Raw genomic sequence first — 26,260 nt, forward strand, 5'->3', positions numbered from 1 at the left:
ACAGATTTAAGTATTATTTTCAGGCCTGCATTTCGCTGATGCCGACCTGTCGCAAAGCCGCGGCCAGGCTGTCGACCTGCCGTTGCTCGGTGTCCTTGAGCTGTTGCAATTGCTGGACGAGACTCGGTGCGCCAAACACGCCGCGCAGCCCCTGTGAAACATCCCCGGCCTTGATTGAATGACTGCCGAATGAACCCAGCGAGTCTCGTGCGCTGCCGGTGTCCTGATTGAACAGGCCCGACAACGTGCTGGTGCTGAACACCCCGCCATCGCCACCGCCAAAGCCCAGGAAGCCGTTGCCCGAGCCATCGCCTCCGTTGTCACTGCTGCTGAACACCTGGGCGATGAAGCTGGGCGCCAGCGCGCCGTTGTTCATGAAGATGTCGCCCAGCGGCCGGATGCCGTTGCCGATCACGCGGCTTTCGAACAACGGGGTAAAGGTCAGCGGTGAACCGAGATCACCGGTCGGGGGAGTGAAAATGATCGGTTGCAGTGGCACGTTGGGCTGATCGGGTACGGTCACCGGCGGTGGGATTTGCGACAGCTGATCGGGCGTTACAACCACGCCCGGCACGGTGTCGATGGTGTAGTTGTTGGACACCGCCACACCGATGCCGGTATTGCCCGAACCGTCGCTGACGTTACTGGTGTCCAGCGCGATGAAATTGCTCGGGTCGGTGATGCTCGCGGTCGGGGTGAAGGTCGCCGTCCAGGTCTTGCCGCCGTCACTGCTGACCAGGTTGGTCAGCTCGCCGTTGGTGACGCTGAGGTCCGACAGATCGAAATCGCTTACCACTTCGCTGAAGGTGATCGTCACCAGCGTGGTTTGACCCATGCCCAGGTTCGGGTTGGCGACCACGATGGTTGCCGTCGGCCGGGTGGCATCGAGCGCGTAGTTGTTGGAGATCGCGATCCCGGCACCGGCGTTGCCCGCGGCGTCCGCCACATTGCTGTTGTCGAGCAGGATCAGGTTGGTGGTGTCGTTGATGTTGGCGGTCGGGGTGAAGGTCGCGGTCCAGGTCTTGCCGCCATCGCTGCTGAGCAGGTTGGACAAGGTGCCATTGGCGACGCTGAGGTCCGACAGGTCGAAACCTGAAACCGCCTCGGTGAAGGTGATGGTGACCGTGGTGGTCTCGCCGATGCCCAAGCGGTTATCCGCCACCACGATGGTCGCCGTCGGCCGCGCCGTGTCGATGGCGTAGTTGTTGGAATCGGTCACGCCCACGCCGCTGTTGCCTGAGGCGTTGGTTACACCGCTGTTGTCCAGGCTGATCAGGTTGCTGGTATCGGTCACATTGATGGTGGGCGTGAAGGTGGCGGTCCAGGTAACGCCGCCATCGCTGGACGACACGTTGCTCAGCGTGCCGTTGGCAATGGTCAGGTCCGCGTTGGTGAAACCGCTTACCGCTTCGCTGAAGGTGATGGTCACCGCTGAGGTTTCACCGGCCTTGAGGGCGTTGTCGGCGATCACGATAGTTGCAGTCGGCACCTGGGTCTCCACCACATAGTTGGCGGAGTTGGTGGTGCCCGCCCCGGTATTGCCGGCCAGGTCCGAGACGCCGGTGTTGTTCAGGATGATGAGATTGGTGGCGTCGGTCACGCCGATGGTCGGCGTGAACGTCCCGGTCCAGGTGATACCGCCGTCGCTGCTGCTGACATTGCTCAACGTACCGTTGGCGACGCTCAAATCGCTGTTGTCGAAACTGCTCACCGCCTCGCTGAAGGTGATGGTCACCAGCGCGGTTTCGCCCGGTTTCAGGGTTGTATCGCTCAGCACGATGGTGGCGGTTGGGCGCTGGCTGTCGATGACGTAATTGTTGGAATCCGTCGTGCCGCTGCCGGTGTTGCCAGCCCCATCGATCACTCCGGTGTTGTCCAGGGTAATCAGGTTGGTCGAATCGGTGACGCTCGCCGTCGGCGTCAGGGTTGCGGTAAAGGTGATGTTATCGCTGGTACTCAGATTGCTCAGGGTACCGTTGCTCACCGTCAGGTCGGCTGTAGTAAAACCGGTTACCGCCTCGGAGAACGTGATGGTCACCACCGACGTTTGACCCACCGCCAGCGCCGCGTCCGCGACCACGATGGTGGCCGTCGGACGCACGGTGTCGATGGCGTAGTTGTTGGAATCGGTGGTGCCGCTACCGGCGTTGCCCGAGCTGTTTTGTACACCGCTGTTGTCCAGGGTGATGACGTTACTGGTGTCGGAGATGGCATTGGTCGGCGTAAAGGTTGCGGTCCAGGTGATGCCACCATCACCGCTGCTCACCGAGGTCAACGTGCCGTTGGCGATGGTCAGGTCGGCATTGGAGAAACCGCTGACGGCTTCGCTGAAGGTGATGGTCACCAGCGACGTTTCACCGACGCTCAACGCAGTATCGGCGACCACGATGGTGGCCGTCGGCAGCACCGTATCGATGGTGTAGTTGCCGGAGTTGGTCGTGCCGCTGCCGGTGTTGCCGGCCACATCGGTCACACCGGTATTGGCCAGGGTGATGACGTTGCTTGGGTCATTCACGCCAACGGTTGGCGTGAAGGTCGCCGTCCAGGTGATGCCGCCGTCGCTGCTGCTCACCGCCGTCAACGTGCCGTTGGCGATGGACAGGTCGGCGTTGGTGAAACCGCTGACCGCTTCGCTGAATGTGATGGTCACCAGCGAGGTTTCGCCGGCACTCAGGGTCGGGTCGGCCAGAACGATGGTCGCGGTAGGGCGCAGCGTGTCGATGGCGTAGTTGTTGGAATCGGTGGTGCCACTGCCGGCGTTGCCTGACAGGTCGGCCACGCCCGTGTTGTCCAGGGTGATCAGGTTGGTCGTGTCGTCGATGCTGGCGCTTGGGGTAAAGGTCGCCGTCCAGGTAATGCCGCCGTCGCCGCTGCTCACCGCCGTCAAGGTGCCGTTGGCGATGGTCAAATCGGCGTTGGTGAAACCACTGACCGCTTCACTGAAAGTGATAGTTACCAGCGAGGTTTCGCCGATTCTCAGCGCCGTGTCCGCCACCACGACCGTGGCCGTCGGGCGCACGGTGTCGATGGCGTAGTTGTTGGAATCGGTAGTGCCGCTGCCCACGTTGCCGGTGGCGGCAGCCTGTACGCCAGTGTTGTCCAATGTGATCAGGTTGGTCGTATCGGTGAGGCTGGCAGTCGGGGTGAAGGTCGCCGTCCAGGTAATGCCGCCGTCGCCGCTGCTCACCGCGGTCAACGTGCCGTTGGCGATGGTCAGGTCGGCATTGGAGAAACCGGTCACGGCCTGGTTGAAGGTGATGGTCACCAGTGACGTTTCACCGATTTTCAATGCATTGTCGGCGACCACGATGGTGGCCGTCGGCAACACCGTATCGATGGTGTAGTTACCAGAGTTAGTCGTGCCGCTGCCGGTGTTGCCGGCCACGTCGGTCACACCGGTATTGGCCAGGGTAATGACGTTGCTCGAGTCATTAACGCCAGCGTTTGGCGTGAAGGTCGCCGTCCAGGTGATGCCGCCGTCGCTGCTGCTCACCGCACTCAACGTGCCGTTGGCAATCGTCAGGTCGGCGTTGGTGAAACCGCTCACGGCTTCGCTGAAGGTAATGGTCACCAGCGAGGTTTCGCCTGCTGTCAGTGTGGGATCGGCCAGAACAATCGTGGCGGTCGGGCGCACGGTGTCGATGGCATAGTTGTTCGAATCGGTGGTGCCGCTACCGGCGTTACCCGACAGGTCGCTGACCCCGGTGTTATCCAGGGTGATCAGGTTGGTCGTGTCGTTGATGCTGGCGCTCGGGGTAAACGTCGCCGTCCAGGTAATGCCGCCGTCGCCGCTGCTCACCGCCGTCAAGGTGCCGTTGGTGATGGTCAAATCGGCGTTGGTGAAACCGCTGACCGCTTCACTGAAGGTGATCGTGACCAGAGACGTTTCGCCGATTCTCAGCGCCGTGTCCGCCACCACGACCGTGGCCGTCGGGCGCACGGTGTCGATGGCGTAGTTGTTGGAATCGGTAGTGCCGCTACCCACGTTGCCGGAGGCGGCAGCCTGTACGCCGGTGTTGTCCAATGTGATCAGGTTGGTCGTATCGGTGAGGCTGGCGGTCGGGGTGAAGGTGGCGGTCCAGGTGATGCCGCCGTCGCTGCTGCTCACCGAGGTCAACGTACCGTTGGCGATGGTCAGGTCGGCGTTGGTGAATCCGGTCACGGCCTGGTTGAAGGTAATGGTCACCAGTGACGTTTCACCAATTCTCAACGCAGTGTCCGCCACCACAATCGTCGCGGTCGGTGGAGCGGTGTCGATGGCGTAGTTGCCCGAGGAGCTGATCCCGCTGCCGGTATTGCCCGCCAGATCCGCCACGCCGGTGTTGGCCAGGCTGATGACGTTGGTCGCGCTGATGATGCCTGCTGTCGGGGTGAACGTTGCGGTCCAGGTGATGCCGCCGTCACTGCTGCTCACCGCGGTCAATGTGCCATTGGCAATCGCCAAGTCAGCGTTGGTGAAACCGGTCACGGCTTCGGAGAAGGTGATGGTCACCAGCGAGGTTTCGCCCGCGGTCAGCGCCGTATCCGCCAGCACGATGGTCGCGGTCGGGCGTAGCGTGTCGATGGCGTAGTTGTTGGAATCGGTGGTGCCGCTGCCGGCGTTGCCCGACAGATCGGCCACGCCGGTGTTGTCCAGGGTGATCAGGTTGGTCGTGTCGTTGATGCTCGCGGAAGGCGTGAAGGTGGCCGTCCAGGTGATGCCGCCGTTGCTGCTGCTCACCGCCGTCAATGTGCCGTTGGTAATGGTCAGGTCCGCGTTAGTAAAACCGCTCACCGCTTCGGAGAAGGTGATGGTCACCAGTGAGGTTTCGCCGATTCTCAGCGCCGTGTCCGCGACCACAATGGTTGCCGTCGGGCGCACGGTGTCGATGGCGTAGTTGTTGGAATCGGTAGTGCCGCTGCCGGCATTGCCCGCCAGGTCGCTGACCCCGGTGTTGTCCAGGGTGATCAGGTTGGTCGTATCGGAAATGCTGGCGGTCGGAGTGAAAGTCGCCGTCCAGGTGATGCCGCCGTCGCTGCTGCTCACCGCAGTCAACGTGCCGTTGGTAGTGGTCAGGTCGGCATTGGTGAAACCGCTGACCGCTTCACTGAAAGTAATCGTCACCAGAGAGGTTTCGCCGATTCTCAGCGCCGTGTCTGCGACCACGATGGTCGCGGTCGGACGAAGTGTATCGATCGCATAGTTGTTGGAATCGGTGGTACCGCTGCCGGCGTTGCCTGCCAGATCGCTGACCCCGGTGTTGTTCAGGGTGATCAGGTTGGTCGTGTCGTTGATGCTCGCGTTCGGAGTGAACGTGGCGGTCCAGGTGATGCCGCCGTCGCTGCTGCTCACGGCGGTCAACGTGCCGTTGGCGATGGTCAGGTCGGCGTTGGTGAAACCGCTCACCGCTTCGGAGAAGGTGATGGTGACCAGTGAGGTTTCGCCAATTCTCAGCGCCGTGTCCGTTACCACAATGGTCGCGGTCGGCCGCACAGTATCGATGGCGTAATTGTTCGAGTCGGTGGTGCCGCTGCCGGCGTTGCCCGCCACATCGCTGACCCCGGTGTTGTCCAGGGTGATCAGGTTGGTCGCGTCGGTGATGCTGGCGGTCGGGGTGAAGGTCCCCGTCCAGGTGATGCCGCCGTCGCCGCTGCTAACCGTCGTCAAGGTGCCGTTGGCAATCGTCAGGTCCGCGTTGGTGAGACCCGTGACCGCTTCGTTGAAGGTGATGGTCACCAGCGACGTTTCGCCGACCTTGAGGGCCGTATCGGTAAACACGATGACAGCGGTTGGCCGCGCCGTATCGACGACGTAGTTATTGGAGTTGGTGGTACCGACGCCGGCAGTGCCCAGACCGTTGATCACCCCGGTGTTGTCCAGGGTAATGACGTTGGTGGTATCGGAAAGACTGGCGGTCGGCGTGAACGTTGCCGTCCAGGTGATGCCGCCATCGCCGCTGCTCACCGAGGTCAACGTGCCGTTGGCGATGGTCAGGTCTGCATTGGTGAGACCGGTCACGGCCTCGGAGAACGTGATCGTTACCAAGGACGTTTCGCCGATGCCCAGTGTGGTATCAGCGACCACAATGGTCGCGGTCGGCGGTGGCGAATACGCGGTGTTGAGTATACCTCCGTCGTTGTAGATGTTCGCGACGGAGGTCGGCGAGGTGCCGGTTGTACCTCCGCCCTGCGCGGTACCGCCTGCACCACTGGCCGCGGCATTACCGGCCAGGGCGGCGAAGTTGGCGGCCGTTATCAGCAGCGTGCCTTTGTTCCAGATCGCACCGACGCCCTGGCCGCCCACGCCGCCATTGCTGGCATTGCTGCCTTGGCCACCGCCACCGCCACCGCCACCACCGGCGCCGATGTTGTTGCTGATGGTCGACGTGCCGACGATGGTGATGGTGCCGCTGCTGGCGTTGTAGATCCCGCCTACCGCGTTACCGCCGGCGCCACCGACCTTGTCCCAACCGGCCCCGCCACCACCGCCGCCAATGGAAATCGTGCCATTGCTGGCCGTCGAACCGTTACCGCCGTTGCTGTAATAGGAAACGCCCACCCCGCCCGCCCCGCCAGTGGTGGTACCGCCGCGACCGCCCATGTGGGTCGCGTCATAACCGCCGCCGTAACCACCGGCGCCACCGCCGCCCGCACCGCCGCCCAACGTGCCGGTGCCCGGCCCTGCCGAACCGCCATGCCCGCCGCCCTGGCCGCCCAAACCGCCGCCACCACCACCGCCACCGCCGTAAAAAGAGCCAGTGACACCGCCACCACCACCGCCACCGGAAGCGCCGTTGGAGGTCACGGTAACGTTGTTCAGGGTCAGAATCCCTGCGTTGAAAATCCCCCCGGCCATCGCACCCGCGGCACCGTAGCCTCCGTTGCCGCCAGTGCCCGACACCAGGCCCCGGGTGATCACCAAGCCATCGAGCGTGACGATTTTGGCCGCCGCTATTTCAATCACTCGGGTTCTGTACTGACCATCGAGAATCACGTCAGCCGCGCCGTCGTTGTTCAAGTCGCCATCAACGGTGATGTTCTTGTTGATCAGCAATTCGGACGTCAGCTGCACCGTCATGCTGGCGTTGAAGGTGACGATATCGCCGTTCTGCGCCGAGGCGATGGCGGCACGCAACGAGCCGACGCCCGTGTTGGCATTGTTGGTGGCCGTCCAGGTGGCCAGGCCCCACTGATAGTCGCTCATGGCCGTGGTCGAGAGGACGTTGGCGCTTTCGATGTTGCCGGTGGCAATTTCCAGATTCCAGTCGCCACCGATCCCGGTGCGATTGCTGGAAGCGGCTACATCGCGGCCAGTCAACTGCGCCAGCGAGTCGACAAAACTCAAGCCCCGCTCACCTTCGGCGGTGTAGCAGCCGTAGATCAGAATGTCGCCGCCGACGTTCATGTCCTTGCCGATTTCCGCCAGCACGGCGCTGCGGGCCGCGACGTTGTCGGCGGACAGATAACTATCGCCCAGCCACAGATCGCCCGCGTTGCCGTGGGCAATGATCTGTACAGAGCTGGTGCCCTGATGGGTGTCCAGATAGTCGGCAATCTGCTGCAAACCATCCTTGCTTGCGTCCAGCTGAACCACTTGGGTGCCAGGCGCCACGCCCTTGAGCAGGCTGTCGGCATCCTTGACCCGGGAATCGACGAACACCACGCTCTGGCCCGGCACGGCAACGGGTGCTGTCGCTGGTGCGGCATCGGCCTGGCCATGCGTGTCTTTGCTGACGACCGGTTGGTCGGTCGTCGGCGTCTTGGCGGCATCAGCCGTGCTGTGGCTGTCCGCCTGGGCCGCATCGGCGACCGTAGCCGCCACCGCGCCGTCGAACAGCATTCGCGGCTCCAGGGACATGATCATGGGGGAGGCCAGCGCCCGTGCGCCTTCGGTAACTCGCGACTTGCCGTTGCTCCACCACATGCTGCTCACCCGGACTCGAACTTGCTTGATGCGTCAATGAAAACGCCGCGATCAACTGATCGCTGCGTCGGCCTTCATACGAATGACATTGGCGGCGCTGGCTGAGCCATCGAGCCAAAAGGACAATTCTGCGTATTGTTTGAACAAGTCCGGCGGCAGGATCGTGCGCCGCGATTGCAGCTCGACCTTGGGTTTGACTTTGTGCAGACCGGAGACGCCGAGGGCTTGATCGAACTCTGGCGCGTCGTAGGCGAGGTTGTTGAAGTCATGCTCGAACCACGGCTCGCCAATGAAGTCGTAGACCAGCCGCATGACCCGATCAGGGGCCTGGGTCAGCAAGTCGTAATCGACAATCAGCAACGAATCGGCGTGTTCGCCGTAATAGGCTTCCTTGAGCGCGGCCCAGGCAAACCCCACCAGACGATTGCGCTGCGCCAGGGTTTCGCAACGGCTGTAGACCGTGTTGCGCTCGACCGCGTCGCCGAACAGCTTGGTGTTTTCAAAGGGGTTGGCGCGATACAAACGCTCGATGCTGTCCATGACCCAGGCGACATTGCGCACGCAGGCAATCACCTTGGCTTGAGGGAACAGATCGCTGATGGCCGGCAGGCGCGAACTCCATAACCGATTGGTGTCGAACACCACCGGTTTGTCGGCCTTGTCGGCGTAGAAGGATTCGAACAGTCCGCGAAGCAAACGCCGGCGCAGATCGGTATCGATCACCGCACCGAACTCGCTGCCGGCGCTGCACTGTTCCAGAACACCGGAAAACAGGGCGCCAACGGGGCTGGTCATGCCGGCATGAAAGCGCGGGTTCTGCAAAAGAATCGCAGAAAGCAGGGTCGAGCCTGAGCGCGGCAAGCCGGAAATAAAATGGAACTGTGGCAATCCCTTCACCCTAGTCATAAGTCCTTTATGTATGACGGAGCCTAGACCATGAATGGCCTTACGGGTAATGGTGTTTTGATATCAAATCGAAGCTAAATCGTCTGAAAAACGCGATTTCGGTTACAGGCTCAATGCAACACGAACAAACGCGCGTTGGCGCCTCCCGCCTGTGTTTCGCCAACTTTCTGCCAGCCTGCGGGCAACGGCGCGAATTCGTCCGGCACATCGACGGTGCCGATCAACCACACCCGGCCAGTTCCTTTGGGCAAATTACCGAGGCTGTCGAGGTAAATATCCTGAGTCACCAGCGTGCCGAAACCATAGGCATTCGGCCGGCTCGAAGCGCCATTGGCCAACGGCGGGGTGTACAGCAGCGGTTTCGCGTCGGTGCGGTTGTAGTAGACGTAACTGAGGTACCAGAGCATGTCGCTGGTGACGATCCGGTCACCGGCAACGAAGTGCTGGTTCACGTAGTCGACCATGACGCTGATTTGATCGTTGGTATCGACCGTGGCGTTGTTGTTCAGGCCCACCAGTTCGACGCCGATAAACAACACCAGCACCGTCACGGCCAACACCCGAAAGACCGCGTACAGGCGATCAATGGCCAGCGCGGCAATCATCGGCAGGCCGAGGGCGTACGCGGTGAGGTAACGCTCGATGAACACCGGCGAGATAAACGACACCGAAAACACCAGCAACAACGGCAAAACGGTGTAGATCACCACCAATGCACTGCCACGAATGACACTGCGATCCCGCGCCAGCGCCACCCACACCAAGGCCAGCGATGCCAAGGGTAACGTGATGAAAATCGGTGTGGTCAGGGTCTCGCCATCGTCCTGGATCAGTAACGACCAGATCATCGAAGGCAACGAGGCGAACGTGACCGGTGTCTCCCACCCGACATCGCCATTGGCTTTGAGCTGATCCATGTGCTGAATCAGATCGATCAGGTTGGGCACCCACGGCAAGTACACCAACACAATCGCCACGTTCGCCCACCACCAGCCGGGCTGCTGGATATGCCGCAAGCGATAACCAGGCTGTACGCGGATCAGCCCCAGGTACAGCCAGTGACACAGCACGCACAGGGCGGTGAAGTAATGGGTGTAGAACGCCGCGCTCATCAGCAGTGCGTAAATCACCAGATAGCGTTTACGTGCGGGGCGTTTGATCCAGTAAACCAGGGCGATCGTGGCACCGATCAGCCACAGCCCCAGCAACGAATACATGCGCACTTCCTGGCTGTAACGCACGGCGGTAGGCAGCAGCGCCAACAAGATGCCGGCCAACAACGCGGCGCGGCGAGTGGCGAGCAAGTCCACCAGCCAGACGCCCAGCGCCACGGTAACAATCCCCGGTAGCGCACTCAGGCATCGAATCGAAAAAATGCCATTACCGAACAGCTCGATCCAGCCATGCAGCAGCATGAAATACAGCGGCGGATGCACATCATGGGCGGCATGCGTCCAGATCCCGGCCAGCGAATACTGGCTCAGCAGCAGACTGGAACCTTCATCGCCCCAGACTGCCGCCGCGGTCAGGTCATAAAAACGCACCAGCGCGGCCAATGCCAGGATCGGCAGCAACCAATGCTCGCGCACCCATCGAAGCAAGCGCTGAACACTCGCCCAGGCGCCGGGTGTCGCGTGGGGGCCTTGGGTGCCGTCAAGCGGCGTTTCTCTGCGCGCCTCCATTGCCTCCCCTCGAGACTGCCGGTGAAAAACCTTGAAGCTTGCAATCACTGTAGGACAGCGACAGCGCCGTCGTCGATGCTGGCTTTGCGACCAACGACATTCGGCAGTGATGCGGATCAACTACGCTCTGGCGTGGCGTGACCCAGCCACGGAGATGAATGGAGTCGGCTGTTCGCAACGGTGTACCCGGAGGCCCGGGCCACCTTGTGGCGCGCCAGACAACTAACCTGAGGGATGAGGACTTATGGAAGTATTTATCGGCACTATCCAGCCTTTCGCCTTTAACTACGCGCCCAACGGCTGGGCCCTGTGCAATGGCCAGACGCTGAGCATCGCGCAATACAACACGGTTTTTGCACTGCTGGGCGTCAACTTTGGAGGCAATGGCACCACCAATTTCATGCTACCCAACCTGCAAGGCCGGATGCCGGTGTGTATGGGCAACGGGCTGAATCTGACCCCGCGCGTCATCGGTGAATTCTCCGGGACCGAGAATGTCACCGCCACCATCACCAACCTGCCCAATCACACCCACGCCTTGTCCGGGCTCACGGCCACCACCACGCTGCAACTGGCCAGCCCGGCGAGCAACCCGGTCACCAACCCGACCGCGACCAACTCGTACATCGGTGCCTCGGGCGGCGGTCCGGGTTCGGCGAGTATCTACTCCGATGCGCAAGGCGCTTCAGCCGTGCCACTCAAAGGCGTGGCCACCACGGTCACGGGAGAAATCTCGTCTGCCGGTAATGGCTTGCCCATGGAAACGATGAACCCCTTCCTGGTGCTCAACTTCAGCATCGCCTTGAACGGGTTGTTCCCTTCGCGCAACTGAGGACGCGCCGGGGGACTCAACGCCCCCGGTCACTTTCGTTTTTTGGAGTGACTCCATGCTGCAACAGGTTCAAAGCCAACACTTTCAGGCGCTGCTGGGCAAGACGGGGACGCTGCGGCTGCCGGATGGAAGTGAATTGCCGATCCATATCGACAGCCTTGAAGAAACACCCCGCTCGCGGATGCCCAACAACGAGCGCATGCCGTTCAGTGTCGAGTTCAACAGCCTGCGACCCACAGAGTTTGTCGATGGGTTATGCACGCTGGAATTGCCGGAACTGGGTCAGGTGGAAAACATCTTTGTCTCCCGGGTACCGGCCATGGGACGGGACCCCGGTGTGGGGTACTTCTACATCGCCTTCAACTGAATACACGGGATTTAATGTGGGAGCGGCGGTGCGGCGATCCGACTTGCTCGCGAATGCGGTGGATCAGTCAACATCAATGTTGAATGTTAAGCCGCCTTCGCGAGCAAGCCCGCTCCCACAGGGTCGGTGGTGGGCTCAGCCCTTTGGATACCACACCAACCGCTCCGCCGCCGGGTTGCGCTCTTCGACCTGAAACCCCAGCGCCAGGTAATGCTGGCGCGCATGGGGATTATTGGCCCAGACCACCGTCGCTACCGGGCAACGAACCTGTTGCGCGGCTTGCTGCACACCTTGCAGCACCTTGCGGCCATAGCCCTGGCCGCGAGCCTTTGGAATGAACGCCAGGTACAGCACACGAATTTCATTAGGGCCAAAATCGGTGGTCAGCGCACCGATGGCCGTGTCGAGCTTCTCAATCACGTAATGCATGGCGTTGGGGAAGCGTTCCCCCAGCCCTTGTTCCTGCACTCGAAATTGCTGGGCCACCACCTGCTCAACCACCTCTTGCTCACCATCAATCCACTGCAAATCCGGTCGCGCCGACTGATAAAGACTCTGCAAAAAAGCCCCATCGCTGGCCCGTGAAGGCCGAACCACCAAGCCATCGGCCGCCACTGAATCGGTATTTGCCATCGTTGCGCTCCTTAAAAACCGCTTTCCCTTACGCCCAGCGCCGCCAGACGTCGCCAGGCGACACCCAGCAACGACTCGCCTCGCCCTTGCAACACCACAATGCCGCGCAAGGGTTGCACCGGCGTCGGTACGTCCTCGAGGACGCTCAACCGCGCCCCATATTGAGCCTGTACCGGCTCCGCCCTTTGATGCTGATCCCGGCGCACGGCAATCGGTCCATGGTGATCGGAGGTCAACGCTTCCTGATCGACAAAGGCCGCACCGTTGGTGTCGATTTCACTCAGTTGCACGGCGATCGCCGAGTGCATCGGATCGTCGGCGATGAAGCGTCCGCTGGCGCCCGTGGCGACGCGCCAGAGCTCGACCTCAGCCAGATAACCGCGCAACCGCGCGCCGTCTTCGACCACCCGCGCCAGGGGATCTTTGGTTGATAACCAGCGACCGACCGCCAACTGCGGCAACAGATCGCGCACCTTGCCGGCATGGGGCGCTCGCAGCAGCAGGCGCTCACGCTGGGCGGCCAGGCCTCGGTATTCGGCGACCGCTTCGGCCAGGCGCTGTTCGACGATACCGGCGTCGGCGGCGGTTTCACTGCGGCTGGCCTGGCGGCGCATCTGCAACTGCTGGATCTGGATTTCGCGACGGACGATGGCCTGACGCGAATCCAGGTCCGGGGATTCCAGTTCGATCAATACCTGGCCCTGGGCAACCGCTTCACCATCGTGAACATTCACCGTTTTGACCCGCGCCGCGACTGGCGCATGCAAGGCACTGGCGCGGCCAGCCTCCAGCATCGTCGGCAACTCAACGGCGCTGCGCCACGGCACGACCAGCATCAGCAACAGCCCAAGCAAGGCCAGACCACTGAGCAGTACCCGAGGCGCATGCGCCTGTTCGCGGCGAGTCCACCATTGCCGCCACTCACCCATGATCGGCAGGAAGATGAACCACACCAGCTCCACCAGCATCAGGAAAATCCCCAACACCTTGAAGAACAGGTGGTAGACCGCCAGCGCAATCCCGAAAAACAACACCGCACGCCACAGCCACGAGCCGTAACCCCAGATCAGCAAACGCCGTTGCATCTTCGGCGACCAGGGCTCCGGCGCCGGCGCACCGTAACCGAATAAAAACTCACGCAAGCGCCAGCGACAAAGGTCAAACGCTCGCCCCTGAAGGTTGTCGACCTGCCAATAGTCGCTGAGCAAAAAATAGCCATCGAAACGCATGAACGGGTTGAGGTTGATCACCAATGTGGTCATCCAGGTGGCGCTGGCGAGCATGAAGGCCGCCGTGCGTCCTGGGCCGTCCGGCAACAGCGACCAGGCGAGCAGTGCGATGCTCGCCAAAAGCAATTCCGCCAGTACGCCACCGGCGCCAATCAGCAACCGCGCACGGCGATCATTGACCCGCCAGGCATCACTGACATCGGTGTAAAACATCGGCAGCAACACCATGAACGCCACGCCCATGCTCTGCACTCGACAACCGGCGCGCTTGGCCATGAAAGCGTGACCGAACTCGTGGCAGAGCTTGGCGAAGAACAGCGCCACGCCGAACGCCAGCGCGCCGCCGAGGCTGAACAGATGCGGAAAAGTCGCGATGAAGCGCTGCCAGTCCCGTGACACCAAAAACACGCCGAGCCCCAGGGTTATCGGCAATCCATAGCGCAGCGCGCGCGGACCGAAACGCTCCAGCCATGGCCAGGCGCGATTGAGAAAAGCGTCCGGGCGCCACAGCGGAATGCGGAAAAACAGGTATTGGTGCAGCAAGATCTGCCACAGCGACTGCCGTTGAGCGGCTGCTTTGAGGCTGTAACTGGCGCGCTGTTGCGGATCGAGGGCGGTGATCAGGTCGTGGCTGCGCAAAAAGCCCAGCAATTGCTCAAGCTCCGCACCATCCAGCGGCAAACCTGGCTCGCGGTTGGCTGCACGCAGTACTTGCTCGGGATCACCCAAGGACCAATGGCGCAGCAGGCGCATCGCCGCCACGCCGAGTTTGAAATAGCGACCGCGCACCGGATCGGCCAGGGTCCAGCGCGGCGAGCCATCGAGCGCCGGTGATGCAGGCGTCAGCTGCAAATCTGCACGCAGGTTCGGCAGGCTCATCTAAAGCCCCACGCTCTGGCGCAAACCGGCCAGGGGTTTGCGTAACAGGTACAGCGCCAGCGGCGCACGATCACCGAAGACTTTCGCCGTCCCTCGCAGCCCGATACGCGGTGGTGTTTGCTGGAAACTGGCGTCGAGACGATACGCCAACTGTCCACCGGCCGTGGGTTGTGCTTCGTAAGCCGCGCGTTCGAGCCGGGCCAGATGCCGTTGCAATGGATCACTGTCGAGAAACAGCGCGACCTGCGCCCCCGGCTCCAGCGCAATCGCATCGCCCACCGCCAGTTCGATGCGCAACTCAGCCTGGGTCGGGTCGGCGATTTCCATCAGCCGCTCGCCGGTCTGCACCGGTTTGCCGGTCCAGCGTTCCGCATCGGCGAATACCGCAATACCGCCCCGCTCGGCGCGCACTTCGCTGCGCTTGAGCAGTTCGCGGGCGTAATCCCGTTCAGCGCGTTTTTGCTCGACTCGCGCGGCCAGCAGATCGATTTTCGAGCTGGATTCGGCGTCGGCAAAGGAGCGTTGGGAATTGGCCTTCAGCTCAGCTTCAGCAACGCCCAAGGCACGCTCGGCCACGTCGGCCTGAGCCCGAAGCGTGGTGCTTTCAAAGCGCAACAACAGGTCGCCGGCTTTCACCGTCTGATTGGGTTTGACCAGGAACTCGGCAATCACCCCGTCCAGCGGCGCCGCAACAACTCGGCCGCCCAGCGGAACGACTTCGGCCGGTGCCAGCACCGATTGGCGCACCGGAATGAGCAACCCGAGCAACACCACCGCGACCAGCGCCACCTGACGCTTTCTCGTCCAGCGCAGCCGCCACGGTTTGCGCGGTTGCAGCGCCAGCCAGGCATGGCTGTAGGTGTCACCCAATTGCGACAGCAACACTTGCTCGGAAGGATTCCACGGCAGATCCCGCGCCAGCCACAGACCGCCAAACACCTCGCCTTGGCGATCAATCAGCGGCAGCCAGAACACCTGAGCCGCGGAAAGACTTTGCCAGTCCGCCTGAATCGATTCGCTGAGTACATTCGCCTGAATCACCCGCGCCTGTTTCAGCACCTCGAGCTTGAACAGCTGCGCCACTGCCTGCTCGACAAACGCCACGAACGGCGCATTCGGCTCCACCGCACTGACACCCGTCACAGCCTGCACCTTGCCGGCAATCACCAGCGCCGCATGGCGAAAGCCGAACAGCGCCTGACCGTCATTGACCAGGCTGTAGGCCAATTGCACAGGCGTACGTGCGGCGCGGGTAAGGCGTTCGAGATCCAGAAACCTTGCGAACACCTGTTCAGCGCCGCCCGTGACCGGGGCGTTCACTTGAACTCCGCGAAACGCGCCGTGCCACTCATGCCGGCCAGCAAACCGTTGGCGTTGGGAAGCGTCGCCACCAGCAGCAAGGTCTGACTGCCTTCGTCAATCCGCGCGCCGAGGCGTTTGACCGTGGCATCCAGTGGCTGACCGGTTTCATCGGGAACAAAACTGAAGGTCTGGCCAGGCTTGAGCCGTGCCATCCAGCGTGACGGCACCAGCAAATGAATTTCCAGGGTGCGGTTGTCGACCACGTCCAGTAACGGCGTACCGGCAGCGACGCTTTCATAACGTTTGACCTTGCGCTCGACGACCTGGCCATCGAACGGCGCCAGCACGCTGCAGCGTTTGACCTGAACCTGATAAACCTGGGACTGCGCCTGAGTCTCGCTGACCTTGGCCTCGGCCCGCGCCACTTCAAAACGCCCGACCGAATTCAACGCCGCCAGCTGCTTGTTGTGGGACAGCTCTTCACCGGCGCCACGATTGGCAGCCTGGGCCGCATTGAGCTGGGCCTGATAAGCCGAACAATCGAAACGCGCCAAGGTGTCGCCCTTCTTGAACGACTCGCCCTCACTGAACGGCAACTCGACAATACGCCCGGACAACTCACTCGCCAGCACCGCCTGATCCCGGGCCCGCAGCACGCCACGGGCCTCGCTGCTGGCGTTTGCACTGCCGCTGTTGTCCAGCAGCGGATCATCTGGCGCAGGTGTTTGCGCCTGTACAACGCACGTTACAAAGGTCAATCCAATAACCCACACACGAACACGCCGCATAACCGTTACTCCCTGACGGATGAGCGGAGTCTATGACAGCGTGGGTGGGCGTCAAGCGGATGGCCGTCATTGTTTAGAGGAGCGTGAGTATTCACTCCCTTACAAACCATCAAGAAGTTTCCTACGCCATAGCCGGACAGCTAGACATTGCAGAGACGGAAGCGCCACCTTAATCTCGCCGTGACCAACCTTGTACGCAGCGATTAAGTTCGCTGGCCGTTAGGGTGAGAAAACCGGCTTCGGCCGGTTTTTTCGATTTACAGAAACGAATTAGCGTTGCGCCGACTCCTGAGCCGGATACACCGACTCCCATCCCCCACCCAACGCCTTGTACAACCCGACCATCGCCAGCGACACCCCGGTCGAACTTTCCACGAACTGCTCCTGAGTCGCCAACAGCGCGCCTTGCACGGTCAGCACGTTCACGAAATCCACTACCCCTTCCACATATTGCTGTTGCGCGGTGCGCAGGGCGATCTGGTTTTGGCGGACGGCTTCGGCAAGGCTGTCGCGGCGCAGTTGGCTGGCGTTGTAGGCGGTCAGCTGATCATCGATTTCATGCCAGGCGTGCAGCACGGTTTGTTGGTAGGCGATGGCGGCTTCCTGTTGTTGGGCTTCGCGCAAGTGCAGCACGCCGCGCAAGCGTCCGCCATCAAACAGCGGCAGGCTGAATTGCGGGCCGATACCGAACGAGCGCGAGCCCCAGGAGCCGAAATCGCTTAGCTGCATGGCTTGCGATCCGATGTTGCCCGACAGGGTGATCCGCGGATAGAAATCGCCCTTGGCCACACCGATGCTCGCGGTTGCGGCATGCAGGCGGGCTTCGGCCTGGCGGATGTCCGGGCGACGTTCGGCCAGTTGCGACGGCAGGCCGATAGCGACCTGACGCGGGGTTTGCGGCACCGGGGCGTCCGTGGATAGTTCGGCAGACAGCGCTTGCGGCGGCTCGCCCATCAGCAGGCTCAAGGCGTTGATCAGTTGCGACTGGCGCTGCTCCAGCGCAGGCAGACGCGACTCGATAGCCGCTACCTGGGCAGCGGCTTCGGCGACATCCAGGTCGGTGGCGACACCGTCGGCCAGGCGCAGCTGCGAGAGTTTCAGGCTGTGACGAGCGACGTCGAGGTTCTCCTCGGTGACGGCTCGCGTACTTTGCACACCGCGCAGCTGAATGTAGTCGTGGGCGGTTTCGGCGAGCACCGACAGCAGCACGCCACGTCGGTCGTTTTCCGCGACTTCCAGGGTGGCATCGGCGGCTTCGGTTTCACGGCGCACACGGCCCCAGAAATCCAGTTCCCAGGACGCGGAGAAGCCTGCATCCCACAGGTTGTACGCCGAGTCGCCGTTGTGTCCCGACGGATCGTTCAGGCCTTCGCCGCTGTTGCGTTTTCGCCCGTAGCTGCCAGTGGCGGCGGTATTCGGGTAACGGTCGGCGGTGATCACCTGACGCACAGCGCGGCTTTGCTGCAAGCGGCTGCTGGCGAGTTTCAGGTCGAGGTTGTCGGTCAGGGCACGTTGAGTCAGGGCCGAGAGTTTCGGGTCGTGGAACACTTCCCACCAGCGTTCATCCATGGTCTCGGCGATGGCTTGGCTGGCGGCGGACCTGGATGGTGTCGACCACTCAGCGATTTGCGGTGCCTGAGGCTTTTGAAAGTCCGGACCGACGGTGCAGGCTGAGAGGTTCATGACCAGCAAAGTGCAGAGGGTAAGTTGGGGCCCCCGGCCTCTTCGCGAGCAAGCCCGCTCCCACATTGAAATGCATTCCCTTGTGGGAGCGGGCTTGCTCGCGAAGAGGTCAGCCCTATCAATGAAAATCTTCATCGTTGCGCGACCTCATGCTCATTGGCGCTGGCGCTTGCAGTATCAATACTCGCCTCAACCGACATCCCCACGCGCAACCGCTCGGCCAATGCCTGACCCGGATCAAGCACGATTTTCACCGGAATCCGTTGCACCACCTTGGTGAAGTTACCCGTGGCGTTGTCCGGCTTGACCGAAGCGAACGTCACACCCGTGGCCGGTGCGATGCTCTCGACGCGACCGCTCAGGGCCTCGCCGCCGAGGCTGTCGACACGCACTTGCACGTCCTGCCCCGGCTGCACGTCGGTCAGTTGGGTCTCCTGAAAATTGGCGACCACATAGGCCTGCGCAAGCGGCACCACCGCAAGGATTTTGCTCCCCGGCGTGACATAGGCGCCGACCCGAACGGCGCGCTCGCCGACCATTCCGTCCTGAGGTGCAACGATGCGCGTGTAGGACAGCTCGTAGCTGGCCATTTCCAGCGCCGCTTGCGCCCGTTTCAGCCCGCCTTCAGCCGCGTCACGCTGGGCGGTGAGGATCTCCACCTGCTTGCGCTCCGCCGCCAGCATTGCCGTCACGTTAGCCAGCCGCGCGGTGGCCTGATCGATGCGGGTCCGCGCTTGTTGAGCGTTCTGCACCGTGCCGGCGCCCACTCCGGCGAGATGGTTGTAGCGATTCAGTTCATGCTCGGCGAAGGCCATTTCAGCCTTGGCCGACACGACCGTGGCCTGGGCCTGAGCGATCACCGAAGCCTGACGTTCAAGGGTCGCACGGGCATTTTGCAGTTGCGCCCTGGCCACCAGGGTTTCGGCGTCTGCCGCTTGAGCGGCGGCACGCAGATCACGGTCATCAATCAACGCCAGCAACTGCCCGGCCTTGACCTGTTGGTTGTCCTCCACCAGCACTTCCTTGATGAACCCGGCCACGCGTGGCACCACCAGCGTGAAGTCCGCCGAGACAAAGGCGTCATTGGTGTTCTGCTGTGTGCGCTTGCCGAACAGGCCTGGCGCCAACAAATACACCAGCACCCCGAGCGCCACCACCGCGGCAACGCCAACGGCCACTTTTTGCTTTGATTGAGTCGTCATAAAAACCTTCTGTTTCAGTGAAGCATTCAAGTCGGCGCGCGCGGCGGATAGATCCGCGTCGGCAGCCAGAAAATCAGCAGGATCAACGCCAGTGCGACGCCGGCCATGCACAGATAAAGATCCGATGCCGTCAGAACCACGGCCTGCTCATGCAGTCGGTGGGCAAGGCCCGCGCTGTCGCTGTCGACCAGGGGTGAGTTGCCGAGGCTGTCCACCAGCATCACCGAGTGGAAATGCAGCCTTGAGGTGGTCAACGCCTCCAGTACTCCGGTGGCGATTACCGCCGCCAAGCCTTTTACGGTATTGAACCAGGCCGAAGCGAAGGGCCCTTCCATCGGGCTGATGCTGCCGGTGGAGAGCATCAACAACGGCAACACCGCCATCGGCTGACCGAAGATTTGCAGCAGTTGCAGCACGTAGAAGTCGTCGCGAATCCACACCGACGTCAGCTGCGACCCACCGATGCAGGACAGCGTCAGCATGCTCAGGCCGATCCCCAGCACCCAGCGGCAATCGACCCAACGCAGGTTGCACAACGCCGCCACCAACGGCAGCGCGATCAACTGCGGCAACGCGGCCAGCAACATGATCGGCGCGGTCTGAACCGGGCGATAACCTTGCACCTGCGCCAGGTAGCTGGACGGAATAATGATCACCGCCAGCAACACCACCAGCACCCCGGCCAAGGTCAGCAAGGCAAACGACAGGTTGCGGATGCCGAGCATCTGCATCTTGAAAAACGGCATTGGCTGCGACCATTCATTGATCAGAAACAACACCAGCAACAGCAACCCACCCCCGAGTAATCCGCAGATCAGGCTCGACTCGAACCAGTCCAGCCGATTGCCTTGCAAAATGCCGATCACCAGCATGCAGATCGCCGGAAACCCCAGCAGCAAGCCGCGCCAGTTGAATTGTTTGAAGCGCTCCAGGCGCAGTGGGTCCTGGGGTAAGCCATACGCCACCGCGACCATGGCGATCAGGCACGGCACGATGATTTGCCAGAAGGTCCACTGCCATCCGACGTGTTCGGTCCACAACCCGGCCAGTGGCGTGCCGAGGCCTGGGCCGAACGTCGCGGTCAGGGCATAACCGGCCAGACCATAAAGCTTCACGTTGGCCGGCAAAAAGCGCAGCGCGACGGTCATCAGCATCGGCGGCAAAGCACCGCCCGCCAGGCCTTGCAAGGTGCGCATGACCAGCAGGCTTTCGTAGTTTGGAGCGAGCGGGCACAACACGCCCAACAGGGTGAATGCGCTGATGGCGCAGAGGGTGAACCGTCGCAGCGAGAACGTCACCGAGCACCACGGCGCGAAGGCCATGGCGGCCACCGAGGTTGCGGTGTAACTGGCAACCAGCCAGGTGCCTTCGTCGTAGCCGATGGCCAACGCGCCGCGAATGTCGGCGAGGGCGACCTTGGTCACCATCTCGTTCAGGCCCGACACCAGCACCGCCAACAACACACCCACCAGGCCGATGATGATCCGCGGACCAAAGACCGGTGGCGTGACGGCAGCCGGGCTGGCCGCGGCGAGAGGTGCCGTGACCGTGAGGGAAGTCATGACTGCAAGCTCCGGGGTTTGAATACCGAAGCATTTTAAGAAGCGCGGGACCTTACGAAAATTGACTTATTGGCAGCTTATAAGTGCGTCCCATGCAGTAATTGATCGTTCCCACGCTCTGCGTGGGAATGCAGCCCGGGACGCTCCGCGTCCCTTTCGCGAGCTGGAACGCGGAGCGTCCCTAGAGGCATTCCCACGCAGAGCGTGGGAACGATCTTGTGATCAATCTCAGGTGGGTTGTGCGGCCAGCCACGTCTCGTCGCAACAGGCCTTGAGGGTTTCGCGCAGCCAGCGATGGGCCGGATCCTTGTCGAAACGTGGGTGCCAGGACTGGGTCAGCATAATGGTCGGCAGCGGAATCGGCAGCGTGAAGGACCGCAACTTCAGGCCCAGGCGCTGGACGCTCAGCAATGCCTCCTTGGGCACCGGCAGAATCAAATCGGAATCAGGCAAGGCAAACATCGCCGCATGGAAACTCGGCGCAATCACCGCTACCCGCCGCTCCAGCCCCAACGCATTGAGCGCGGTATCAATCGGGCCACGGGCGATGCCGCGGCGGGACATGCTGATATGGGAAAACCCGGCGAAACGTTCGGCCGTGATCTCTTCATCGAACAGCGGATGGTCTTCACGAACCAGGCCCACGAAGTGGGTAGAGAACAGGTTCTGGATCTTCACTTCCGGGGTCAACGGCCGGGTATTACTGATGCTCAAATCGATCCGCCCTTCGCGCAGCGCCTCATCATCGCCATCGCCTTCCGGCACGAAGCGCAGTTCGCAGTGCGGCGCCTGGCGATCCAGGGTGTCGAACAGCTTTCCGCCGTAAACACCGACGAAAAAGTCATTGGCGCGAATGCTGAACCGACGGCGCAACGTGCCCAGCTCCACCGCATCAGCCGAGCGAAACAACAGCGCGGCCTGCTCCACCACGTCACGCACCTGCTCGCGCAACGCCAGCGCCTTGGGCGTCGGCACCAAACCGCGACCGGCGCGCACCAGAATCGGATCGCCTAGGGCCTCGCGAATGCGCGTCAGCGTCCGGCTCATCGCCGCCGGACTGAGGTTCATCCGCCGCGCGGCGCCCACCACACTGCCCTCGTCGAGCAAGGCGTCGAGGGCGACCAACAAGTTCATGTCCGGGAGTTGCATGCTGAGCACTCGTGTCTGATCTGGATTGATGCAGACGCAATACTAACAAACATCCTTTGGTTGGGTGTTGACAGGTCTGGCCCCTTCGACTTGCTCGCGAAGGGGCCAGACCAGACACCGCAGAATTTAGCGCTGCATCCCCCAACGCTTCACCGTGACCCGCTCCAACGTGCTGAACACCAGGTTTTCCACCAGCAAGCCGATCAGGATCACCACCGCCAACCCGGCAAACACCTTGTCGGTGTACAGTTCATTGCGGTTCTGGAAGATGTACCAGCCCAAGCCGCCCTTGCCACTGGTGGCGCCGAACACCAATTCAGCGGCGATCAGCGTGCGCCAGGCAAAGGCCCAGCCAATTTTCAGCCCGGCGAGAATCGATGGCAGCGCTGCCGGAATCAGGATGAACAGCACGAAGCGCATGCCTTTGAGGCCGTAATTGCGCCCGGCCATACGCAAGGTTTCCGAGACACCAAGGAACCCGGCATAAGTGTTCAACGCCAATGCCCAGAGCACCGAATGCACCAACACAAAAATGAGGCTGTTCTGCCCCAGACCGAACCACAGCAGCGCCAACGGCAACAGCGCAATCGCCGGCAGAGGGTTGAACATCGAGGTCAACGTACTCAACAGGTCGCGGCCAAACTGCGTCGACACCGCCAGCGTGGTCAGGGCAAACGCCAGCACGATGCCGATCAGGTAACCCTTGAGCAACACCACCAGGGAAATCCACACTTTGCCCAGCAACTCGCCACTGAGCAAACCGTCGTACAGCGCGCTCCCGGTTTGCAGAAAACTCGGCAGCAGCAGGTCGTTGTTCTGAACACGGGCAACCACCTCCCACAGGACCGCGAGCAAAATCAGGATCAGGCTTTTGCGTAACCAGCCTTGTTGCCACAGGCGCTGACCCAGCGGCAGTTCACGTTCCAGCGGCACGCTCGTCAGCGGCTGCAACACCGTTTCAAACTCTTCACGCGGGGATGATAAAAGGCTCATCGGGCACTCCTCTCAATGGCTCAATAAGCGATGCGGATGTCGGAGAAATCCAGCTCCCGCTCGGTTTTCGGGGACTGACCTTCATCGAACAACAACCGATGAATGCGCCGCGCCGACTCCTGAAAGGCCACGCCGCCGAGGCTGTGCAAGTCGTATTGATGGCTGTGGACTTCCGCCCGTACTCGCCCCGGATGCGGCGACAGCAGCAGGATTCGATTACCCACCACCAGCGCTTCTTCGATGGAGTGCGTGACGAACAGCAACGTGAAACGCACTTCTTCCCAGAGCAGCAGCAATTCTTCCTGCATCTTGCGGCGAGTCAGCGCGTCGAGGGCGGCGAAGGGTTCGTCCATCAAGAGGATTTTCGGCTGCATGGCCAACGCACGAGCAATCGCCACCCGCGCTTTCATGCCGCCGGACAAGGTATGCGGGTAGGCATCGGCAAACGCCGCCAGACCAACCTTGTCCAGATAGTGCAGCGCTCGTTCCTCGGCTTCTTTGCGCTTCAGGGTTTTCGAGGCAAGCAGCGGAAACATCACGTTCTGTTTGACGGTTTTCCACGGCGGCAGTTGATCGAATTCCTGGAACACCACGATCCGGTCCGGCCCCGGGGCATGAACGGTTTGCCCCTGAAGACGAATCTCGCCTTCACACGGCTGGATAAACCCGGCGACCGCCTTGAGCAACGTTGATTTGCCGCAACCGGACGGACCGAGCAGCACAAAGCGGTCCGCCGGATCGATTTCAAAACTGACCTGATGGGTCGCTCGAACCACCCGCTGAGGCGTGCGGTATTCGAGGCTGACGTTGTCGACCGACAGCAGCGCTTGGGCTGCCGCGATCGGTTTGCTGACCGTGTGGCCTTGCAAGGGGGCGTTCATCTCGGTCAGCTCCCTTGCAGCGGTTTGGCGTCCTGGAAGAAGTAGTCCTTCCACGAGTCCGGTTTGTTTTTGATCGCGCCGACACGGTAGAGGAACTCGGCCAGCGGGTAAGTGTTTTTCGGCGTGACGCTGAATTCGAACTGCGGGTTATCGATGATTTTCAGCAGCGCAGCGCGGTCGATTTTGGCCTTGGTGACGCGGATGTATGTGTCCGCCGCTGCGCCTTTATCGTTCTGGGCAAACTCGGCCGCCTCAGTCAACGCCTGGACGAACGCCTTGTAGGTTTTCGGGTTCTCGTCGCGGAATTTCTCGGTGGCGAACAGCACCGTCGGCGAGTTCGGGCCGAGCACGTCATTGGAATTCAGCACAACGTGGACGTTAGGGTTGGCCAGCTCTTGATCCTGGAACGGCGGGTTGGAAAAGTGCCCGGTCAACTCAGTGCCGCCGGCAATCAGCGCCGCTGTGGCGTCGGGGTGTGGAACGGCGATGGTGTACTTGTCGAGGCGATTGAATTCCTTGTCGCCCCACTGCTTGGCGGCTGCGTATTGCAGGATGCGCGACTGCACCGACACGCCGACCGCCGGCACCGCGATGCGGTCCTTCTCGGTGAAGTCAGCGATGGTTTTGACCTTGGGATTATTGCTCACCAGGTAGTACGGGAAGTTGCCGAGGGAGGCGACGGCTTTGACGTTCTGCTTGCCGTGAGTGCGGTCCCAGATGGTCAGCAGCGGACCGACGCCAGCACCGGCGATATCAATGGAACCAGAGAGCAACGCATCGTTGACCGCCGCCCCACCGGAGAGCTGGGTCCAGTCGACCTTGATGTCGATGCCTTCCTGCTTGCCGTACTTCTCGATCAGGTTTTGATCGCGCACCACATTGAGCAACAGATAAACAATGCCGAACTGCTCGGCGATACGGATTTCACCTTCAGCGTGGGCCACGGTCGGCGCCACCAGGCTGCCGGCGATCAAGCTGAAACCCAGGCCGATGGCCGCAGCCAGCGGTGCAAATGGAAGACGTTTGGACATGAGAGTTTCTCCGACAAATCAGAAAGGCGCGTCGCCCTGGATGGTGGTGCGATACAACTTGCGGCGCAGGTAGCTTGGGCATCCGGCGGCGAGATGGATCAGCGAACGGTTGTCCCAGAACACCAGGTCGTGGGCCTGCCATTGATGGCGATAGATGTTTTGCGGCAGCACGCTGTGGGCGTAGAGCTCGTCGAGCAGTTGCTTGCTCTCGTCTTCCGGCAAGCCAACGATGCGGGTGGTGAAACCCTCGCTGACGAACAACGCCTTACGGCCGTTTTCCGGGTGGGTACGCACAATCGGGTGAACCACTTCAGCGACCTGCGCCAGTTGTTCCGGCGTCAGCGTCGGACGCCAGTTGCCTTCGAATTTGGTCTCGCTGTAGCGCGCCGTATAGGAGTGCGCCGCCGAGCGCCCTTCGACGGCTTTACGCAACGCTTCGGGCAGGTTGTCCCAGGCTTTGTGCATATCGGCGAACAGAGTGTCGCCGCCTTCGGACGGCAGCTCCTGGGCGTGCAGCATTGAGCCCAGGCTTGGCAGTTCTTTATAGGAAAGGTCGGAATGCCAGAACTTGCCGGCGTCACCGAGGCCGATGGATTGGCCGTTTTCGATGATGTTGGAAACGATGAGAATTTCCGGATGCCCGGCCAGCAGGAATTGCTTGAGCACATGAATCTGCAACACGCCAAAACGACGGCTGAAGGCGATGTGCTGCTCGGGGGTAATGCGCTGTTCGCGGAACACCACGACGTGATGATCCAGGTGCGCGCGGTGGATGCGGGCGAAGTCCTGATCATTGATCGGGCGGGACAAGTCTAGGCCGATGATTTCGGCACCGACGGCGCCACTGAACGGGCGGATGTCGAAGGTTTGCGACGCGATGTTCGCGGCGCTTGGGGAAGCCGTTGCTGCAGACATAAATCACTCCCACGCACGGCACGCTCAAAGGCGCGCGCGTCGATCAAGAAACTCACGGAAGTCCCGTGTTGGTTCGTGTCGTGCGGCGCGCCGATTGGTCGGCAGGTACGCAGGAAAATGACTTTATAGATATAAGAACTAAAATTTAAATACCGTTAGCGAATAACGATATGGCTTTTGAGGTGTGTTGCCTTTTGGGCTTGCTCGCGAAGAGGCCATCAGCCCCAAAAATAAAATTACCGCTCGTGCAGCGCTTCGGCGCGGGCGCGAATAATTGGTTTGAGCAGGTAGCTCAGCACGGTCTTCTTGCCCGTAATGATATC

The 26,260-nt window shown here is 61.5% G+C and carries 18 protein-coding genes; 2 read left to right on the top strand and 16 right to left on the bottom strand.

Going from position 1 to position 26,260, the window contains the following annotated elements; translation table 11 throughout:
- Positions 1-19: 19 nt before the first annotated feature.
- The 3 genes from CKW16_RS06550 to CKW16_RS06560 all read right to left on the bottom strand — a co-directional run bounded on the left by CKW16_RS06550 (position 20) and on the right by CKW16_RS06560 (position 10,491).
- Positions 20-7,843, bottom strand: coding sequence for an Ig-like domain-containing protein (locus CKW16_RS06550; RefSeq protein ID WP_095127731.1), 7,824 nt, complete (start codon positions 7,841-7,843; stop codon positions 20-22).
- 111 nt (positions 7,844-7,954) lie between these two features.
- The gene (locus CKW16_RS06555; protein ID WP_095127702.1) at positions 7,955-8,800 is read right to left on the bottom strand and encodes a sulfotransferase; all 846 of its coding nucleotides are present in this window, start codon (positions 8,798-8,800) and stop codon (positions 7,955-7,957) included.
- 119 nt (positions 8,801-8,919) lie between these two features.
- Positions 8,920-10,491, bottom strand: coding sequence for a glycosyltransferase family 39 protein (locus tag CKW16_RS06560; protein ID WP_095127703.1), 1,572 nt, complete (start codon positions 10,489-10,491; stop codon positions 8,920-8,922).
- Between the two features lie 244 nt (positions 10,492-10,735).
- Between CKW16_RS06560 and CKW16_RS06565 the strand changes: the two genes are divergently transcribed.
- Both CKW16_RS06565 and CKW16_RS06570 read left to right on the top strand, forming a co-directional pair.
- Positions 10,736-11,323, top strand: coding sequence for a phage tail protein (locus CKW16_RS06565; RefSeq protein WP_095127704.1), 588 nt, complete (start codon positions 10,736-10,738; stop codon positions 11,321-11,323).
- A gap of 55 nt (positions 11,324-11,378) precedes the next feature.
- Positions 11,379-11,690, top strand: coding sequence for a hypothetical protein (locus CKW16_RS06570; RefSeq protein WP_095127705.1), 312 nt, complete (start codon positions 11,379-11,381; stop codon positions 11,688-11,690).
- Between the two features lie 135 nt (positions 11,691-11,825).
- Here CKW16_RS06570 and CKW16_RS06575 read toward each other — a convergent pair whose 3' ends face one another.
- The 13 genes from CKW16_RS06575 to CKW16_RS32390 all read right to left on the bottom strand — a co-directional run.
- Positions 11,826-12,323 carry an N-acetyltransferase gene (locus tag CKW16_RS06575; protein WP_095127706.1) on the bottom strand — a complete coding sequence of 166 codons (498 nt, stop codon included), beginning with the start codon at positions 12,321-12,323 and terminating at the stop codon, positions 11,826-11,828.
- 11 nt (positions 12,324-12,334) lie between these two features.
- On the bottom strand, positions 12,335-14,431 hold the full coding sequence (locus CKW16_RS06580) for an efflux RND transporter periplasmic adaptor subunit (RefSeq protein WP_095127707.1): 2,097 nt from the start codon (positions 14,429-14,431) through the stop codon (positions 12,335-12,337).
- Positions 14,432-15,751: an efflux RND transporter periplasmic adaptor subunit gene (locus CKW16_RS06585; protein ID WP_095127708.1), complete on the bottom strand. Its 1,320-nt coding sequence runs from the start codon at positions 15,749-15,751 to the stop codon at positions 14,432-14,434.
- The gene (locus CKW16_RS06590) at positions 15,748-16,521 is read right to left on the bottom strand and encodes an efflux RND transporter periplasmic adaptor subunit (RefSeq protein WP_095127709.1); all 774 of its coding nucleotides are present in this window, start codon (positions 16,519-16,521) and stop codon (positions 15,748-15,750) included. Before CKW16_RS06590 ends, CKW16_RS06585 begins: the two co-directional genes overlap by 4 nt.
- Before the next feature lie 270 nt (positions 16,522-16,791).
- Positions 16,792-18,339, bottom strand: a complete 1,548-nt coding sequence (locus tag CKW16_RS06595) for an efflux transporter outer membrane subunit (protein ID WP_095127710.1) — start codon at positions 18,337-18,339, stop codon at positions 16,792-16,794.
- The gene (locus CKW16_RS06600) at positions 18,336-19,406 is read right to left on the bottom strand and encodes an HlyD family secretion protein (RefSeq protein WP_095127711.1); all 1,071 of its coding nucleotides are present in this window, start codon (positions 19,404-19,406) and stop codon (positions 18,336-18,338) included. The genes CKW16_RS06595 and CKW16_RS06600 overlap by 4 nt, the downstream gene beginning before the upstream one ends.
- Positions 19,407-19,432: 26 nt before the next feature.
- On the bottom strand, positions 19,433-20,968 hold the full coding sequence (locus CKW16_RS06605) for an MFS transporter (protein WP_095127712.1): 1,536 nt from the start codon (positions 20,966-20,968) through the stop codon (positions 19,433-19,435).
- 228 nt (positions 20,969-21,196) lie between these two features.
- Entirely contained in the window at positions 21,197-22,117 is a 921-nt protein-coding gene (locus CKW16_RS06610; protein ID WP_095127713.1) for a LysR family transcriptional regulator, read from the bottom strand.
- Positions 22,118-22,243: 126 nt separating this feature from the next.
- Complete coding sequence (locus tag CKW16_RS06615) at positions 22,244-23,110, bottom strand: ABC transporter permease (protein ID WP_033058673.1); 867 nt, start codon at positions 23,108-23,110, stop codon at positions 22,244-22,246.
- A 20-nt stretch (positions 23,111-23,130) separates the two neighbouring features.
- A complete protein-coding gene (locus CKW16_RS06620; protein ID WP_095127714.1) occupies positions 23,131-23,991 on the bottom strand; it encodes an ABC transporter ATP-binding protein in 861 nt (286 codons plus the stop codon).
- Positions 23,992-23,996: 5 nt separating this feature from the next.
- The gene (locus CKW16_RS06625; protein ID WP_046047244.1) at positions 23,997-25,022 is read right to left on the bottom strand and encodes an ABC transporter substrate-binding protein; all 1,026 of its coding nucleotides are present in this window, start codon (positions 25,020-25,022) and stop codon (positions 23,997-23,999) included.
- Between the two features lie 18 nt (positions 25,023-25,040).
- Positions 25,041-25,937, bottom strand: coding sequence for a TauD/TfdA family dioxygenase (locus tag CKW16_RS06630; protein WP_095127715.1), 897 nt, complete (start codon positions 25,935-25,937; stop codon positions 25,041-25,043).
- 138 nt (positions 25,938-26,075) lie between these two features.
- A partial coding sequence (locus CKW16_RS32390) for a hypothetical protein (RefSeq protein WP_218244039.1) occupies positions 26,076-26,260 on the bottom strand: 185 nt, incomplete at its 5' end.

Origin of the sequence: Pseudomonas sp. Irchel s3h14, from assembly GCF_900187425.1 — a bacterium.
Taxonomy (GTDB): Bacteria; Pseudomonadota; Gammaproteobacteria; order Pseudomonadales; family Pseudomonadaceae; genus Aquipseudomonas.

Excerpts from the sequence above, each read along its gene's own strand:
- CKW16_RS06550 (WP_095127731.1), bottom strand. The coding sequence starts at position 7,843 with ATGATCATGTCCCTGGAGCCGCGAATGCTGTTCGACGGCGCGGTGGCG.
- CKW16_RS06560 (WP_095127703.1), bottom strand. The coding sequence starts at position 10,491 with ATGGAGGCGCGCAGAGAAACGCCGCTTGACGGCACCCAAGGCCCCCAC.
- CKW16_RS06565 (WP_095127704.1), top strand. The coding sequence starts at position 10,736 with ATGGAAGTATTTATCGGCACTATCCAGCCTTTCGCCTTTAACTACGCG.
- CKW16_RS06570 (WP_095127705.1), top strand. The coding sequence starts at position 11,379 with ATGCTGCAACAGGTTCAAAGCCAACACTTTCAGGCGCTGCTGGGCAAG.
- CKW16_RS06575 (WP_095127706.1), bottom strand. The coding sequence starts at position 12,323 with ATGGCAAATACCGATTCAGTGGCGGCCGATGGCTTGGTGGTTCGGCCT.
- CKW16_RS06580 (WP_095127707.1), bottom strand. The coding sequence starts at position 14,431 with ATGAGCCTGCCGAACCTGCGTGCAGATTTGCAGCTGACGCCTGCATCA.
- CKW16_RS06590 (WP_095127709.1), bottom strand. The coding sequence starts at position 16,521 with ATGCGGCGTGTTCGTGTGTGGGTTATTGGATTGACCTTTGTAACGTGC.
- CKW16_RS06595 (WP_095127710.1), bottom strand. The coding sequence starts at position 18,339 with ATGAAGATTTTCATTGATAGGGCTGACCTCTTCGCGAGCAAGCCCGCT.
- CKW16_RS06600 (WP_095127711.1), bottom strand. The coding sequence starts at position 19,406 with ATGACGACTCAATCAAAGCAAAAAGTGGCCGTTGGCGTTGCCGCGGTG.
- CKW16_RS06605 (WP_095127712.1), bottom strand. The coding sequence starts at position 20,968 with ATGACTTCCCTCACGGTCACGGCACCTCTCGCCGCGGCCAGCCCGGCT.
- CKW16_RS06610 (WP_095127713.1), bottom strand. The coding sequence starts at position 22,117 with ATGCAACTCCCGGACATGAACTTGTTGGTCGCCCTCGACGCCTTGCTC.
- CKW16_RS06615 (WP_033058673.1), bottom strand. The coding sequence starts at position 23,110 with ATGAGCCTTTTATCATCCCCGCGTGAAGAGTTTGAAACGGTGTTGCAG.
- CKW16_RS06620 (WP_095127714.1), bottom strand. The coding sequence starts at position 23,991 with ATGAACGCCCCCTTGCAAGGCCACACGGTCAGCAAACCGATCGCGGCA.
- CKW16_RS06625 (WP_046047244.1), bottom strand. The coding sequence starts at position 25,022 with ATGTCCAAACGTCTTCCATTTGCACCGCTGGCTGCGGCCATCGGCCTG.
- CKW16_RS06630 (WP_095127715.1), bottom strand. The coding sequence starts at position 25,937 with ATGTCTGCAGCAACGGCTTCCCCAAGCGCCGCGAACATCGCGTCGCAA.